This is a genomic window from Mangrovitalea sediminis, assembly GCF_002514725.1.
GTDB classification, from domain to species: Bacteria; Pseudomonadota; Gammaproteobacteria; order Pseudomonadales; family Oleiphilaceae; genus Mangrovitalea; species Mangrovitalea sediminis.
Map to the genome: position 1 here is coordinate 296,158 of NZ_NTLB01000005.1, position 15,771 is coordinate 311,928.

At 58.6% G+C, this 15,771-nt stretch carries 13 protein-coding genes; 4 read left to right on the forward strand and 9 right to left on the reverse strand.

The annotated features are described in order from the left end of the window. Positions 1-56: 56 nt before the first annotated feature. Positions 57-632, forward strand: coding sequence for a DUF1285 domain-containing protein (locus CLR77_RS13915; protein ID WP_097461270.1), 576 nt, complete (start codon positions 57-59; stop codon positions 630-632). Positions 633-843: 211 nt separating this feature from the next. Beyond that, positions 844-1,299 (forward strand): FKBP-type peptidyl-prolyl cis-trans isomerase, encoded by a 456-nt coding sequence (locus tag CLR77_RS13920; protein WP_097461271.1) that lies wholly within the window; start codon positions 844-846, stop codon positions 1,297-1,299. 155 nt (positions 1,300-1,454) lie between these two features. Here the strand turns inward: CLR77_RS13920 and CLR77_RS13925 are convergent, their stop codons facing one another. After that, on the reverse strand, positions 1,455-3,104 hold the full coding sequence (locus CLR77_RS13925; RefSeq protein ID WP_097461272.1) for an electron transfer flavoprotein-ubiquinone oxidoreductase: 1,650 nt from the start codon (positions 3,102-3,104) through the stop codon (positions 1,455-1,457). Between the two features lie 694 nt (positions 3,105-3,798). On the opposite strand from CLR77_RS13925, the gene CLR77_RS13935 reads away from it, so the two are divergent. Both CLR77_RS13935 and CLR77_RS13940 read left to right on the forward strand, forming a co-directional pair. After that, a complete protein-coding gene (locus tag CLR77_RS13935; protein WP_097461274.1) occupies positions 3,799-4,548 on the forward strand; it encodes an electron transfer flavoprotein subunit beta/FixA family protein in 750 nt (249 codons plus the stop codon). Then, complete coding sequence (locus CLR77_RS13940) at positions 4,549-5,490, forward strand: electron transfer flavoprotein subunit alpha/FixB family protein (protein ID WP_097461275.1); 942 nt, start codon at positions 4,549-4,551, stop codon at positions 5,488-5,490. Between the two features lie 230 nt (positions 5,491-5,720). Here CLR77_RS13940 and CLR77_RS13945 read toward each other — a convergent pair whose 3' ends face one another. From CLR77_RS13945 to CLR77_RS13980, 8 genes are all read right to left on the reverse strand, one after another. Next, on the reverse strand, positions 5,721-6,371 hold the full coding sequence (locus CLR77_RS13945; protein WP_097461276.1) for a class I SAM-dependent methyltransferase: 651 nt from the start codon (positions 6,369-6,371) through the stop codon (positions 5,721-5,723). A gap of 56 nt (positions 6,372-6,427) precedes the next feature. Beyond that, positions 6,428-7,066: a peroxiredoxin gene (locus CLR77_RS13950; RefSeq protein WP_097461277.1), complete on the reverse strand. Its 639-nt coding sequence runs from the start codon at positions 7,064-7,066 to the stop codon at positions 6,428-6,430. A 56-nt stretch (positions 7,067-7,122) separates the two neighbouring features. Then, complete coding sequence (locus CLR77_RS13955; protein ID WP_097461278.1) at positions 7,123-9,123, reverse strand: acetoacetate--CoA ligase; 2,001 nt, start codon at positions 9,121-9,123, stop codon at positions 7,123-7,125. A 70-nt stretch (positions 9,124-9,193) separates the two neighbouring features. Beyond that, entirely contained in the window at positions 9,194-10,099 is a 906-nt protein-coding gene (locus CLR77_RS13960; RefSeq protein WP_097461279.1) for a hydroxymethylglutaryl-CoA lyase, read from the reverse strand. Continuing rightward, positions 10,089-12,077 carry an acetyl/propionyl/methylcrotonyl-CoA carboxylase subunit alpha gene (locus tag CLR77_RS13965; RefSeq protein ID WP_097461280.1) on the reverse strand — a complete coding sequence of 663 codons (1,989 nt, stop codon included), beginning with the start codon at positions 12,075-12,077 and terminating at the stop codon, positions 10,089-10,091. The genes CLR77_RS13960 and CLR77_RS13965 overlap by 11 nt, the downstream gene beginning before the upstream one ends. Positions 12,078-12,080: 3 nt before the next feature. Next, on the reverse strand, positions 12,081-12,887 hold the full coding sequence (locus CLR77_RS13970) for an enoyl-CoA hydratase/isomerase family protein (RefSeq protein WP_097461281.1): 807 nt from the start codon (positions 12,885-12,887) through the stop codon (positions 12,081-12,083). Positions 12,888-12,899: 12 nt separating this feature from the next. Further along, positions 12,900-14,504 carry a carboxyl transferase domain-containing protein gene (locus tag CLR77_RS13975; RefSeq protein ID WP_097461282.1) on the reverse strand — a complete coding sequence of 535 codons (1,605 nt, stop codon included), beginning with the start codon at positions 14,502-14,504 and terminating at the stop codon, positions 12,900-12,902. Positions 14,505-14,512: 8 nt separating this feature from the next. Beyond that, on the reverse strand, positions 14,513-15,682 hold the full coding sequence (locus CLR77_RS13980; protein WP_097461283.1) for an isovaleryl-CoA dehydrogenase: 1,170 nt from the start codon (positions 15,680-15,682) through the stop codon (positions 14,513-14,515). Positions 15,683-15,771: the final 89 nt, after the last annotated feature.

Here is a 15,771-nt window from a genome sequence, read left to right on the forward strand (position 1 = left end):
TAGTGGATGTCGATGGCCGCTTACTTGATATGACTATGGCTGCATCGGGAGGTGCTATGCAAGGCCGGCAACGGGATCCGGAATCCCTGGCGCAACAGGTGGAACCGTTACACCGGAAAAGTGCGTCGCCGCCGCCCGTCGAGTCCTGGCATCCGGAATTTTCCGGCGACATTGATATCCGTATTGCTCGAGATGGCCAGTGGTACTTCAAAGGTGCACCGATCGAGCGGCAGAGCTTTGTCGCGCTTTTCTCCACGATTCTAAGAAAGGATGACGACGGAGACTACTATCTGGTCACGCCGGTGGAAAAATGGCGTATCAGGGTGGATGACGCTCCCTTTGTTGCCCATTCCCTGTCGGCGGAGGGGCAAGGAGAAGGCCAGAAGCTGTCCTTTGTCACCAATGCCGGCGATACGATTGTGCTTGGGGCGGACCATCCGCTTGAAGTGCATACGCATGTGGAAACGGGGGAACCCTCTCCCTATATCCGGGTCCGGCGCAATCTGTATGCCCTGATCGAGCGTTCCACTTTCTACCATCTGGTTGAACTTGCGGTTTCACGAGAGGGAAGTAACGGCACCGAACTGGGTGTATGGAGCGATGGAAATTTCTACCCGATAGGAACTCTCTAGCCGGAAGCCGGCAGGGGCGTGCCTTTCAACCGTTGGGCCTTTGCCCTAAACTGGTACTTTGGGCCGGTGTTCGAGGGAGGGCACGAAGCCGGACGTAAATCATTGTCCTCAAACACGGTGGTCGTGAGTCCCTCTGTGCAGTCTGACTGTTCACGTACACTTTCGATTACCTCATCCAAAAGGCTGCCGAGTAGGCACACAAGGAGCAAATATGTCCGAACCCCGTGTTGTAACCATCCACTACACGCTGACCAATGATGCCGGCGAAGTTCTAGACTCGTCGCGCGAGCGTGAGCCGCTGAGTTACCTGGAAGGGGCCCAGAATATTATCAGTGGTCTGGAAGAGGCCCTGAACGAGCAGGAAGCCGGTGCTCAGCTGAAAGTATCCATCGAAGCGGAAGATGCCTACGGCGAGCAGCGTGAAGAGCTGGTCCAGCCGGTACCGCGCAGCGCCTTCGAAGGCGTTGACAATGTGGAGCCGGGAATGCAGTTCCAGGCGCAAACGCCAGGTGGTCCTCAGGTCGTGCGGGTTGTCCGTGTGGAAGAAGACACCGTGGTCATCGATGCCAACCATCCGTTGGCGGGCCAGCGTCTGCATTTCGATGTGGAAGTCGTCGGCACCCGTGAGGCGACTGAAGAAGAAACGACTCACGGTCACGCGCACTAATATTGCCCGGCTGGCTCCTCGGGCGGCATCGCTCGAGGGGGGCTGTGTGCGATATAAAAAAAGCGACCTTATGGTCGCTTTTTTGTTTTTATGGAAGGTCTTCCACCTTTTCCCCAACCCCTCTCCCGCCAGGGAGAGGGGGCGGCCAAAGGCCGTTACATGTTGGGATAGTTAGGACCACCGCCGCCTTCCGGCGTTACCCAGGTAATGTTCTGGGCCGGGTCCTTGATGTCACAGGTCTTGCAGTGAACACAGTTTTGCGCGTTGATCTGGAAGCGCTTGCCGCCATCATCGGCTTCTACCACTTCATACACGCCTGCCGGGCAGTATCGCTGTGCTGGCTCGTTGTATTTCGGTAGGTTCTCCTTGATCGGAGTATCCGGATTGGTCAGCTTCAGGTGAATCGGCTGATCCTCTTCGTGGTTGGTGTTTGAAATGAACACCGAGGACAGGCGATCAAACGTCAGCGTGTTGTCCGGCTTGGGATAAGTGATCTTTTTGCACTGATCCGCCGGTTTGAGGGTCGAATAGTCCGGAATCGTGTCGTGGAACGTGAACGGCAGGCTACCGCGCAGGATGTTTTGCTCGAAGAAGGCAATGCCCGCTCCGATCACGTTGCCAAACTTATGCATGCTTGGGCCGAAATTCCGCTCCGCATACAATTCCTTGTACAGCCAGCTGTTCTTGAAGCGATCGGCGAATTCGACAATCTCTTCACCGGTCTTTCCGCCCTTGAGGGCTTCGAAGACGGCTTCAGCGCCCAACAGGCCGGATTTCATCGCAGTGTGGGAACCCTTGATCTTGGAAAAGTTCAAGGTTCCAGCATCGCAGCCCAGCAGTAGACCACCTGGGAAGCTCATTTTGGGCAGGCTGTTGAAGCCCCCTTTGGTAATGGCCCGCGCACCATAGGAAACTCGCTTACCGCCTTCCAGGTACTTGCGGATCTCCGGATGCAGCTTCAGGCGCTGGAATTCCTCGAACGGGCTGATGTTCGGGTTGGAATAGGCCAGGTCGGTAATCAGACCGACGTACACCTGATTGTTTTCCAGGTGGTACAGAAATGAGCCGCCTGTGGAGTTGCTTTCGGTCAGCGGCCAGCCGGTAGTGTGGACAACCAGGCCTGGCTCGTGTTTGGCAGGATCGATATCCCACAGTTCCTTGATGCCGATACCGTAATGCTGCGGGTCCTTGCCTTCATCCAGCTTGTATTGCTTGATGAGGCGTTTGCCGAGATGTCCGCGGCAGCCTTCACTGAACAGTGTGTACTTGGCGCGCAGCTCCATGCCCGGCATGTAGGTGTCTTTTTGGGAACCATCGCGTGCGACACCCATATCGCCGGTAATGACACCCTTAACCTGACCGTCTTCAACGATGACGTCGGCCGCGGCAAATCCCGGGTAGACCTCGACGCCCAGGCCTTCGGCCTGCTCGCCCAGCCAGCGGCAGAGGTTGCCAAGACTGATGATGTAGTTGCCATGGTTGTGCATATTGCGGGGCACGAAGGTATTCGGCACCTTCATGGCGCTTTCCTGGCTACGCAGCAGGAAAATGTCGTCGCGCGTGACCGGCGTATTTAGTGGGGCGCCCAGTTCTTTCCAGTTCGGAAACAGTTCGTTAAGGGCTGTGGGCTCGAAAACGGTACCCGCCAGGATATGAGCTCCGACTTCGGAACCTTTTTCGACGACGCAGACGCTGATCTCCTCACCGGCTTCCTCGGCCATCTGCCGTAGACGGCAGGCTGCCGACAGGCCCGCAGGCCCCGCACCGACGATCAGGACATCAAATTCCATCGATTCGCGTTCCACGTTTTGTCTCCTCAAGCTTCACCAATGGATGAAAGGATCTCGTCACGCAAGGCGTGTCACAGAAACCTTGTGCTTTTAAAGGCACCCCTGGGGCAGCATGCCGCCAGCGTGGGCCCGGCGGGGAGTCTCCGGGACTCCCTCCTTATTATTCGACCGGTTCATATTTCAAAGGGGCTTTTCGCCGCCGGCCGCTCGGACGGGCCACATTCTAGCGAAAGGTGCCGCCAAGAACGACCATTTGACGATCCCGGTCGTGACATTCTTCGCTTAAGGATATAACATTTGATGTCTCAAACAAACGTTTGTTTGAATTTTGCCGTAACCCTTGCCGGTGAGCGGTAAAAGCCCCTGGAAGCCTTCGCTATGGCCCATTTGGAGCCGACGGCATGCTCCTCGGGCTATTGACCATGCGTGTAATTGAGGTCAGTATTAGGGCGCTTTTGCCCGCGGCTGTCTGCATGAAGGCCAGAAAATTTTTAGCGATTTTCTGGCGTCACCCGGTTATCGGTGTCGCGTTTCGGCCCTCAGGGCTGATGGAATCTCAAGCCGCATGCGTTGCCCTAATAGCTTCTCCATAAAAACGGGGGAGCGGAAAGCTTGAGCTGGACTTGCCGGGGATCGGCGATGTTCGCTCGAGTGATATGGCATCGGCACGCACAGTTTTATAAACCCATCGTAGAAGAACGAGGAATCTATGAAGGTTCTGGTCGCTGTAAAACGAGTTATCGACTACAACGTCAAGGTTCGGGTTAAGCCTGATAATACCGGCGTTGATCTGGCCAACGTCAAGATGGCGATGAACCCCTTCTGTGAGATTGCCGTGGAAGAAGCGGTACGTTTGAAAGAGAAAGGGGTTGCTACCGAGATCGTAGTCGTTTCCATCGGCCCGAAAGCCGCTCAGGAGCAGATTCGTACCGCGCTGGCACTGGGTGCCGATCGCGGTATTCACATCGAAACCGACGAAGAAGTTCAGTCGCTGCAAGCGGCCAAACTGCTCAAGGCTGTTGTCGATAAGGAAGAACCCAAGCTGGTTATCCTCGGCAAGCAGTCTATCGACACCGACAACAACCAGACTGGCCAGATGCTGGCGGCATTGGCGGGCATGCCTCAGGGCACTTTCGCCTCTGAAGTGGTTGTCGATGGCGACAAGGTTAACGTGACCCGTGAAGTCGATGGTGGTCTCGTTACCGTTCAGCTGAATCTGCCGGCGGTGGTCACCACGGATCTGCGTCTCAATGAGCCGCGTTATGCTTCGCTGCCGAACATCATGAAAGCCAAGAAAAAGCCGCTGGATACTCAGAGCCCGGCTGATCTGGGCGTCGATCTGACACCTCGCCTGACCACCCTGAAAGTCGAAGCGCCGCAAACGCGTAAGGCAGGTATCAAGGTGGGTAGCGTTGAAGAGCTGGTCGACAAACTGAAGAACGAAGCGAAGGTGATCTAAATGAGCATCCTGGTTTTTGCAGAGCACGATAACAGTACCCTGAAGTCTGCGACCCTGAACGTCGTTGGCGCAGCGAAAGCCATTGGCGGTGATATCCATGTCCTGGTTGCTGGCCAGAACGTGGGTGGCGTTGCCGAAAAGGCGGCTCAGATCGATGGCGTGTCGAAGGTCCTGGTTGCCGATAATGCCGCTTACGGTCATCAACTGGGTGAAAACCTGGCGCTGCTGGTGGCTGAAGTGGGTAAAGGCTACAGCCACATCCTGGCCAATGCCGGTACCACGGGCAAAGACTTCATGCCGCGCGTCGCTGCGCTGCTGGACGTTGCGCAGATCTCCGATATCATGCGTGTCGAGTCGGCTGATACCTTCGTGCGTCCGATCTACGCCGGTAACGCTATTGCAACCGTTAAATCCTCCGATGGCATCAAGGTCATCACTGTGCGCGGTACCGGTTTCGACCCGGTTGCAGGCGAGGGTGGTTCTGCTGCAGTTGAAAGTATCGACGCAGCGCATGATGCCGGTATTTCGTCTTTCGTTGAAGCGAAGATGGCGGAATCCGATCGTCCTGAGCTGACTGCTGCGAGCATCGTTATTTCCGGTGGCCGCGGTATGCAGAACGGTGAAAACTTCCACATGCTGGAAAAAGTTGCCGATTTGCTGGGTGCCGCTGTTGGCGCATCCCGTGCCGCTGTCGATGCAGGCTTCGTACCGAACGACATGCAGGTCGGCCAGACCGGTAAGATCGTCGCGCCGAACCTCTACATCGCTGTGGGTATCTCCGGTGCCATTCAGCACTTGGCGGGTATGTCCGATTCCAAGGTGATTGTTGCAATCAACAAGGATGAGGAAGCACCGATTTTCCAGGTGGCCGATTATGGTCTTGTAGCCGACCTGTTCGAGGCGGTTCCGCAACTGGAAGCGGAGTTGAAGAAAGTACTGTAATGTACTGACTTCAATTAAGAAAAAGGGCGCTTAGGCGCCCTTTTTTACGCTGTAGGGCCGCAATATTGTAGGGCGCAATAACCAAGGGGCATTGCGCCGAAAGGGAGGTCCTCAAACCCGCCCGTACCCGGCCTCCACTGACGGACAGCTCTGCAATGGCCCGCCGGATATGGACAGGCCGCCTCATGCGGCGCAATGCCCTTTGGTTATTGCGCCCTACGGGCTGTGCGCTATTGCTCTCGCTGGGCACTCACCAGAAAGATCGGAAACTGTCTGAGCACACCGTCCTCACCGATTTTTTCCATCGTATAGGCGGTATCGAAGTCTATGTTCGCGAAGCCTGCCGCTTCGAGCCAGCGCCGTATATCATCCCTTTCAAACCCATTGTGAGCTATGCCAGGCTTGTCGCCGTGAAAGGAACCGTCCTCGGCGTCCAGATCTGCCAGTGCCACCTGGCCTCCCGGGGAGAGATGACCATAAAGCCTTTTCAGGAGACCTGGCACGTCTGCAACATGGTGAAGCGTCATGCTACTGACGATCGCATCGAAAGCACCTTCAGGTAGCGTCTGGCTTAGATCGCCCTCGAAGGTTTCGACATTCTTCAGGGGTAACTCCTCGATTTTGCGTTCCAGCACCGCCAACATACCGGGCGCGCTGTCCATGGCAACCACTTGATGAAAGGAGGGGGCGAGGAGAGCGGTGATGAGCCCTGTGCCGCATCCGAATTCGAGCATTCGGCCGCCACCTGCAGGGGCTAAACGTTTCAACATCGCTGCGGCAACATGACGTGCCATCGCGAGTCGGCCGGGTTTGTCGTCCCAAGTCGCCGCAACGTCGTTGAATCGCTGAATGTTGGCCTGGGAAAGCGTGTCGTCACTCATGTTGTCCTCCGCCACTCGGTGGGTAAAACGTCATGACCGCCATCGCGGCTTCCTGTCTATTCGCTGGGATCGGGCGTCAGGCGCAGATAGGGACGAATAACCTTATATCCCTTGGGGAAGCGCCGATGGATATCATCTTCGTCCTGCAAGCTGGGAATGATGACGACATCGTCGCCCTTTTTCCAGTTAACGGGTGTGGCGACCTGATGTTGGTCTGTCAGCTGCAGTGAATCAATCACGCGGAGAATCTCATCGAAATTACGCCCGGTGCTTAGCGGATACGTAATGATCAGCCGGATTTTCTTGGCGGGATCGATGACAAACAGCGAGCGGACCGTGGCCGAGCTGTCGGCATTCGGGTGGATCATGTCGTACAGCATCGAAACCTTGCGATCGGGATCGGCGATAATCGGGAAATCGACGTGGGTATGCTGGGTTGTGTTGATGTCATCGATCCATTTTTCATGGGATGCAACGTCATCGATGCTCAGTGCCAGTACCTTGACATTACGCCTGCTGAATTCATCGTGCAGTTTGGCCGTATAGCCCAATTCCGTGGTGCATACCGGTGTGAAATCGGCTGGGTGGGAGAACAGGACGCCCCAACTGTCACCCAGCCATTCGTGAAGGTGAATGCGCCCTTTGCTGGAGTCCTGTTCGAAGTCGGGTGCCATATCGCCGAGTCGCACTGGCATCGTTTCTTATCCTTATATGATCTTGCGGGTGTGAGCCGTAAGCCGATGTGTCACTGTCAGCTTTTTAACTCTATCAGATCTTCAAAATAATCGAGTGCTTCCGGATTGGCCAGTGCGTCTTTGTTTTTAACCGGTTCTCCGTGGACGACATTGCGGACGGCAAGTTCGACAATCTTGCCGCTGATGGTTCGTGGGATGTCAGCGACCTGCAGAATTTTGGCCGGGACATGGCGGGGTGTCGTGTTCTCACGAATAACGCGCTTGATGCGCTCACGCAATTCGTCGTCCAGCGTGAGTCCGTCCCTGAGTCGCACAAACAGAATCACCCGGGTGTCGTCTTTCCAATTCTGGCCGATCGCAATGGATTCCAGCACGGCTTCAATTTTCTCCACCTGCCGGTAGATTTCAGCGGTGCCGATACGCACGCCGCCGGGGTTGAGCGTTGCATCGGCACGGCCGTGAATAATGACCCCAGTCTGTGCCGGTGTCGTGTCGGTGGCCGGGTGCGGCCTGAGCTCGCCAAAGTCACCGTGGGCCCAGATACCCGGGAATCGTTCGAAATAGGCGCCCCGGAACTTGCTGCCGTCCGCATCGTTCCAAAAACCGAGCGGAATGGAGGGGAAGGGACTACGGCAGACCAATTCGCCTTTGCCGGTGGGCAGGGCGTTGCCGTCGTCATCCAGAAAGGCGACATCCATCCCCAGCGCGAGGCACTGCAGCTCGCCCCGATACACCGGCAGGCTGGGATTGCCCAGTGCGAAACAGGCGACGATATCGGTGCCACCGGAAATACTGGAAAGACAGATGTCCTGCTTTACCTCCCGGTAGAGGTAGTCGAAGCTTTCGTGCGCAAGCGGACTGCCTGTGGAGAGGATCGCGTCAAGGGCGCTGAGATCGTAATCCCGGCCCGGACTGAGGTGGGCCTTGTCGCAGGCGGCATAGTACTTGGCGCCGCCGCCAAAGATGCGTACGCGCTCCTGAGCGGCTATTTCCCATAGGCGGGCCGGTCCGGGATGGAATGGCGATCCATCATAGAGCAGGAGTGTAGCCCCTTGTGCCAGGCCGGATACCAGCCAGTTCCACATCATCCAGCCACAGGTGGTGTAATAGAAAAATACGTCTCCGGAGCGGATGTCCACATGCAGGGAATGTTCCTTGATGTGTTGCAACAAGGTGCCGCCGACCCCGTGGATGATGCACTTGGGCACACCGGTCGTGCCGGAGGAGTACATGATGTAGAGCGGCGAATTGAAGGGAACCTGCTCGAAGTGGTCGTAGGGATCATGAGCCAGCGCGTCATCCCAGAGCGTTTGGCGGTCGCAGAGGGTGTCGGTGCTGTGACCGGACTGGTTATCGATCAGGATCAGCCGGGTCAGATCCGGCAGCCGTTCGACGATATCCGAGACACGATGACAGGTATCCACTGACTTGCCGCCATACTGATAGCCGTTGATGGCGATCAGGATCTTGGGCTGAATCTGGCCGAAGCGGTCAATCACACCATTGAGGCCGAAATCGGGTGAGCAGGAAGACCAGGTTCCACCGAGGCGTGCCGTGGCCAGCATACCTATCACGGCTTCCAGGCCGTTGGAAACGAAGCCGGCGACACGGTCGCCGACGCCGACGCCCTGATCTCGCAGAAAGCCAGCAAGCCGGGCACTGGCGTCCCTTAGTTCGGAGAACGTCATGGTTCGGCGACGGCCGTCTTCCCGGTGCTCGATAAGGGCGGGGGCGTCGTCATCGCCGCGAGCCAGCAGGTTCTCAGCAAAATTCAGTTGGGCACGGGGAAACCAGCGTACGGCGGCCATGTCTCCGGGATGCTCGAAGACGGGTCCGTCTCCGGGATTACCGATGACCTGATGAAAGCGCCAGATGCCCCGCCAAAATGAAGCGGGCTGTTCGACAGACCAGCGGTGCAACCCTTCATAACCTTCCGGCAGCTTGCCGTGGGTGGCCTGCAGAAAGTCGACGAACTGGGTCATATTGCTGGCGGCGATCCGCTCCGGACCCGGAATCCAGAGTGGTGCTTGCGATGGCGACGATACCTGTTGAGACATGGTTTCCCCGACTGCTCACTGGAAGGCGCCTTTATCGCTCGTAGCGGAGGAAGGGCCTTCATCGGTTAGTTTATTGTTTTCGCGTCAATACCAGTGCCTTGCCGGCCTTGGACGGGTTTTCCCGTTGCAGGTGTCGGCAGATGCGATCCCCAAGGTCAGCGACGGCATCCAGGTCCACCCCGGTTCGGAATCCCTCTCCCTGGAATAAATAGAGTAGATCTTCCGTTGCAACATTGCCCGACGCACCTTTGGCGTAAGGGCAGCCACCGAGTCCGGCTACTGCGCTGTCGAAGATGCGGATATCCCGTTCCAGGGCTGCGTAAACGTTGGCGACGGCAGTGCCGCGCGTGTCATGACAATGCAACGCCAATTTGGGGGCAGGGCATAGCGGTAATACCGCGGCCAGCAGCGCGTGTATTTCACGGGGGCGGGCGACGCCGATGGTATCGCCAAGGGAGATTTCGTCCGAGCCGAGTTCCAGCAACTGCTCGACAACCGCCGCGACTTGCTCGGGCGCGATGCGTCCTTCATAGGGACAGCCAACCACACAGGAGACGTAGGCGCGGATACGTTTTCCGGCAGCGCGTCCGCCTGCAACGACATCACGGAAACGGTCGATGCTTTCAGCGATAGTACAGTTGATATTGCGCTGGTTGAAGGTTTCGGAGGCGGCGGTAAAGATCGACAGGGTATCGACGTCTGAAGCCAGGGCCAATTCCAGTCCTTTCGCATTGGGCACCAGTACTTCGACTTCGAGTCCTTCCTTGCGCTCGATCCGGCGCAGCACCTCATCGGTACCGCTCATTTGCGGTACCCATTTGGGAGATACGAAGCTGCCGGCCTCAATGCGACGAAGTCCGGCATGGGATAGCGCATTAAACCAGTCCGCCCGCATTTCCGGGCTGACCGATTGTTTCTCGTTCTGGAGTCCGTCCCGCAGGCCGACCTCGACGATGGCAACGGCTTCAGGCGTCATCTTCCACCTCCGGTTCAAAGTCGAGCAGCGGCTCGGCGGCTTCCACGGTCTGCCCAATGCTGCAGAGCAGGGCGGTGACCGTGCCGTCGACCGGTGCGCGGATGGTATGTTCCATCTTCATGGCTTCCATAATAACCAAAGCAGCGCCGGCACTCACGGTATCGCCTTCCTGGCACAAAACATCGGTGACCCGACCGTGCATGGGGGCATTAAGCGCACTCAGGTGATCGGTGTGTGCGGACTGGGCTTCCGGCTCGTTGATGGCAGCGTTCCAATTCTCGGCATCGGCGAACACGGTGAGGCGCCGGTCATGGCCAAGACAGGTCAGGCTGACCGAGCGGCCTGGCAACTGCACATGCCAGCTGTTGTTCCGCTGTTGCCAGCGCACCGCCAGAGTCTGCTCAGCAAGCTGAACCTGGGCACTGTCAGCGGAGAGGAGTCTGTATGAGAAGACGCTTTCTGCGTCACCTATACGAACCTCGCAGGGTTGGAAATCCGGGCTGCCAAGTCGCCAGCCATCACCCGCCGACCAGGGGTCGTGTTGATTGGCATCGCTGTGACGGGACAGATGCCAGGCCAGCCAGCTGAGTGCGAGCTTTTCTTCGGAGGACACCGCAGGCTGATGCAACTGCTCCTGGTGTTTCTCGATGAAATTGGTCGCCAACTCCGCACCCAAGAAGTCAGGGTGCAGTAATACACGATGTAAAAACGCGGTGTTCAGGGTGACGCCGCGGGCGCGATACTGCGTCACCGCTTCCGCCAAGCGGCGAATGGCGGAAGTACGGTCTTCGCCCCAGGCGATGACCTTGGCCAGCATGGGGTCGTACCAGGCTGTAATCGCCTGCCCCTGGGTGACGCCGGAATCGACGCGAACGTGGGGCAGACCTACAGGCTCCTGCAGGTACTCCAATTGGCCGGTCATCGGCAGGAAGCCATTGTCCGGGTCCTCGGCGTAAATACGCACTTCCACCGCATGGCCTTTGGGTGCCAGCTCATCCTGCGTCCAGGGGAGCGTTTCGCCGGCGGCTACCCGCAACTGCCATTCGACCAGGTCGAGGCCGCTGACCAGCTCCGTTACCGGATGTTCGACCTGCAGGCGGGTGTTCATTTCCATGAAATAGAAATCGTCGCCCTCAACCAGGAACTCTACCGTGCCGGCACCGACGTAGCCGATGGATTCCCCGCAACGAACGGCGGCTTCGCCCATACGGGTGCGCAACTCGCTGGAGAGGCCAGGGGCCGGCGCTTCCTCGATGACCTTTTGGTGACGGCGCTGCACAGAGCAATCCCGGTCGAACAGGTAAACGCCTTTGCCGTGGGTGTCGAACAGGATCTGTACTTCGACGTGACGAGGCTTCTCCAGGTAGCGTTCGATCAGCAACTTGGGGTCACCAAAGGAGGATTGGGCTTCCCGCTGGGCCGCGCCGAGGTTGTCGCGCAGCTCGGATTCGTCGCGGACGACCCGCATACCCTTGCCGCCGCCGCCCGCGCTCGCCTTGATCAGCAACGGGTAGCCGACGCGGCTGGCTTCGCGCTCAAGCAGATCGAGGTCCTGATCATCTCCGTGATAACCGGGCACCAGGGGAACGCCCGCCTTTTCCATCAGTGCCTTGGCAGCGCTTTTAGAACCCATGGCGGCAATGGAGTCGGCCGAAGGGCCGACGAAACGGATACCGGCGTTTTCCAGGCGGCGGGCGAAATCGGTGTTCTCGGAAAGAAAACCGTAACCAGGGTGCACGGCGTCTGCGCCGGATTGGGTGGCGGCGTGAAGCAGCTTGTCGACATTCAGGTAGCTGTCGCGAGCCATGGCCGGGCCGATGGGCAAGGCGATATCGGCAGCCTGTACGAAGGGTGCCCCGGCGTCTGCTTCGGAATAGACGGCCACACAGCGAATACCCATTCGCTGGGCGGTGCGCATCACACGAAGGGCGATCTCACCCCGGTTGGCGATCAGCAGGGTCTTGATGGGATGCGTCATGATTCAGTGATCCTCCTGCGTGGCCGCATGCCAGGCCGGTGCGCGTTTTTCGAAGAAAGCGGTCAGACCTTCCTGTCCTTCACTGCCGGTACGCAGTCGGGCGATCAGTTGGGTCGTATAGTCCTGCAAATCGTCGTCCGGTTGGCGACTGTACGCTGTTTCGATCAGCGTCTTGCAGGCGGCGAGGGCTGTGGGGCCATTGCGGGTGATGCGTGCGGCGAGTTCCTGGACCGTGTTGTCCAGCGATTCCGCGTCCACCACTTCGTGGACCAGGCCCAGGTTCAGGGCTTTGCTCGCAGGGATCTCCTCGGTGGTCAGGAAATAACGACGAGCCTGCCGTGCACCGAGTGCGCGCAGCACATAGGGGCTGATAACGGCCGGGGCAAGACCCAGACGGGCTTCACTCAGGCAAAAACGGGTGTCGTCGCTGGCGACAGCGATATCGCAGCAGGAAACCAGACCCACAGCCCCACCGTAAACGGCGCCCTGGACCCGGGCAATCGTCGGCTTGGCCAGTTGATCCAGCGTCGACATCAGTCCTGCGAGCTTATGAGCGTCTCGCAGGTTGTCCTCCTGGGACCATTGCGCAGAGTCGCGCATCCAGTTGAGATCGGCGCCGGCAGAAAAGTGCTTGCCGGCGGCGGCAAGCACGACGACACGGACCTCCGGTTTGGCGGCGGCCTCCTGCAGCGCTTCGGTCAGGCTGCGGATGATATCGGCATCGAAGGCATTTCGACGTTCGGGCCGGTTCAGGGTGACCGTGGCGATCCCCTGCGGGTTGACGGTACTGATAACTGTCGCTTCGCTCATGATCTTCGATCCTTACATCCGGAAAACGCCAAACTGGGTGGCTTCGGCAGGGGCGTTACGTGCTGCCGAGAGCGCAAGGGACAGCACCCGGCGGGTATCGGCCGGATCGATGATGCCGTCATCCCAGAGTCGGGCGCTGGCATAATAGGGGTTTGACTGCGCTTCAAACTGATCGACGATGGGTTGTTTGAACGCCTGTTCGTCCTCCACTGGCCAATCGACCCCTTTACGCTTGAGACCGGCGCGGCGGACGTCTGCAAGCACGCCCGCAGCCTGTTCTCCGCCCATGACGGCAATCCGGGCGTTAGGCCACATCCACATAAAGCGCGGTCGATAGGCCCGTCCGCACATGCCGTAGTTGCCAGCGCCGAAGCTGCCGCCGATGACAACGGTGAATTTGGGGACTCGGGCACAGGCGACGGCCATGACCATCTTGGCGCCGTTCTTGGCGATCCCTTCATGTTCGGCCTTTTTGCCGACCATGAAGCCGGTGATGTTCTGCAGGAACACCAGCGCAATGTTGCGTTGGCTGCACAGTTCGATGAAATGGGCGCCTTTGAGGGCCGATTCCGAAAACAGGATGCCGTTGTTCGCGACGATACCGACAGGCATGCCACTGATGGCGGCAAAACCGCAGACCAGGGTGGTACCGTATCCTGCCTTGAACTCATCGAAGTCCGAGTCGTCGACCAGGCGGGCGATGACTTCGTGGACGTCATAAGGCGTGCGCAGCTCCTTGGGTACCACGCCATGCAATTCGGCGGGTGAATAGCGGGGCTCGCGGGCACCGGCAGGGACCGGCTCGGCTTTCTGGTGGTTGAGCCGTGCAACACAGGCGCGGGCGCGCTCCAGGGCCTCTGCTTCAGTATGTGCGTAATGGTCGGCGACGCCCGAAATGCGGGTATGGACATCGCCCCCCCCCAATTCCTCGGCAGAGACTTCTTCTCCCGTGGCGGCTTTGACCAGGGGCGGGCCGGCGAGGAAGATCGAGCTTTGCTCCCGTACCATGATGCTCTCGTCGGCCATGGCAGGAACATAGGCGCCCCCGGCGGTACAGAGGCCCAGTACGACCGCGATTTGCGGTATGCCTTTGGCGGACATCGTGGCCTGACGGTAGAAAATGTGGCCGAAATGCTCGTGGTCGGGGAACACCTCGTCCTGCTGGGGCAGGTTGGCGCCACCGGAATCCACCAGATAGATGCAGGGTAAGCGGTTTTCCTCGGCAATGGTCTGGGCGCGAATGTGCTTCTTGACGGTAAGGGGGTAATAGGTGCCCCCCTTAACGGTGGAGTCGTTTGCCACAATCATGCATTCAACGCCGGAAACGCGTCCGATGCCGGCAATCACGCCAGCGCCGGGGATGTCCTCGTCATAGACCTCGTGTGCCGCCAGGGGGGCCACTTCGAGGAACGGGGAGCCGGGATCGAGAAGGCGATTGATGCGCTCGCGAGGCAACAGCTTGCCTCGTGAGCGATGGCGGGCCTGCGCGACTTCACCGCCACCCAGATAGACATGGTCCATCCGGGCTTGCAGATCGGTCACCAGCGCCTGCATGTGCGCCTGTCGTTCCTGGAACTCTGCGGACTGGGTCTGGATCTTACTCTGCAGTATCGCCATGACGTGCCTCAGTGGGTTTCCTTGAACAGTTCGCGCCCGATCAGCATGCGACGGATCTCCTGGGTGCCAGCGCCGATTTCATAGAGCTTGGCGTCGCGCAGCAGGCGTCCGGTGGAGTATTCGTTGGTGTAACCGTTGCCGCCCAGGATCTGGATGGCTTCCAGTGCCATGCGGGTGGCCCGTTCGGAACAGTAGAGGATGACGCCGGCGGCATCCTTGCGGGTGGCTTCTCCGCGATCGCAGGATTGGGCAACCGCGTAGAGGTAGGCGCGGCAGGCGTTGAGCTCCGTGTACATGTCGGCGAGTTTGCCCTGAATCAGCTGGAATTCGCCAATGGACTGACCGAATTGTTTGCGTTCGTGGACATAGGGCACGACGACATCCAGACAAGCCTGCATGATGCCCGTGGGACCGCCTGAGAGAACGACACGCTCATAGTCCAGGCCGGACATCAGAACCCGCACGCCCTGGTTTTCACCACCAAGGATGTTTTCTTCGGGGACTTCCACGTCTTCGAAGATCAACTCACAGGTGTTGGAGCCGCGCATACCGAGTTTGTCGAGTTTCGGTCCGCGTGAGAAGCCTTTCGAGTCACGCTCGACAATGAACGCCGTAATACCGTGGGGTCCCTTGCTGGTATCGGTCTTGGCGTAAATGACATAGGTGTCGGCGTCAGGACCGTTGGTGATCCACATCTTATTGCCGTTGAGGACAAAACGGTCGCCCTTACGGTCCGCGCGAAGCTTCATGGAAACGACGTCAGAACCGGCGTTGGGCTCGCTCATGGCGAGGGCGCCAATATGTTCACCACTGACCAGCTTAGGCAGGTAGCGGGCACGCTGTTCGTCGTTGCCATTGCGGAAAATCTGGTTAACGCATAGGTTGGAGTGGGCGCCATAGCTGAGACCAATGGAGGCGGAGGCCCGGCTGACCTCTTCCATTGCGATAACGTGCGCAAGGTAACCCATGTCACTACCGCCATATTCCTCGCTGACCGTCATGCCCAGCAGGCCCATGGCACCGAACTGCGGCCAGAGTTCGTTGGGGAACTGGTTGTCGCGGTCCACCTGGGCGGCGATCGGCGCGATTTCCTTGTTGACGAAGGCGCTGACTTGATCGCGGAGCATGTCGGCGGTTTCGCCGAGGCCGAAGTTGAAGAGGGAGTACTGTGCTGCCATGGATTTCATTCCTCTGCTGCGGGTTCTTTTACGCGGGGCTACCGCATTCTGGATCCTGTCGTTCGAAACCATTTCGGCTCGAAAACCAG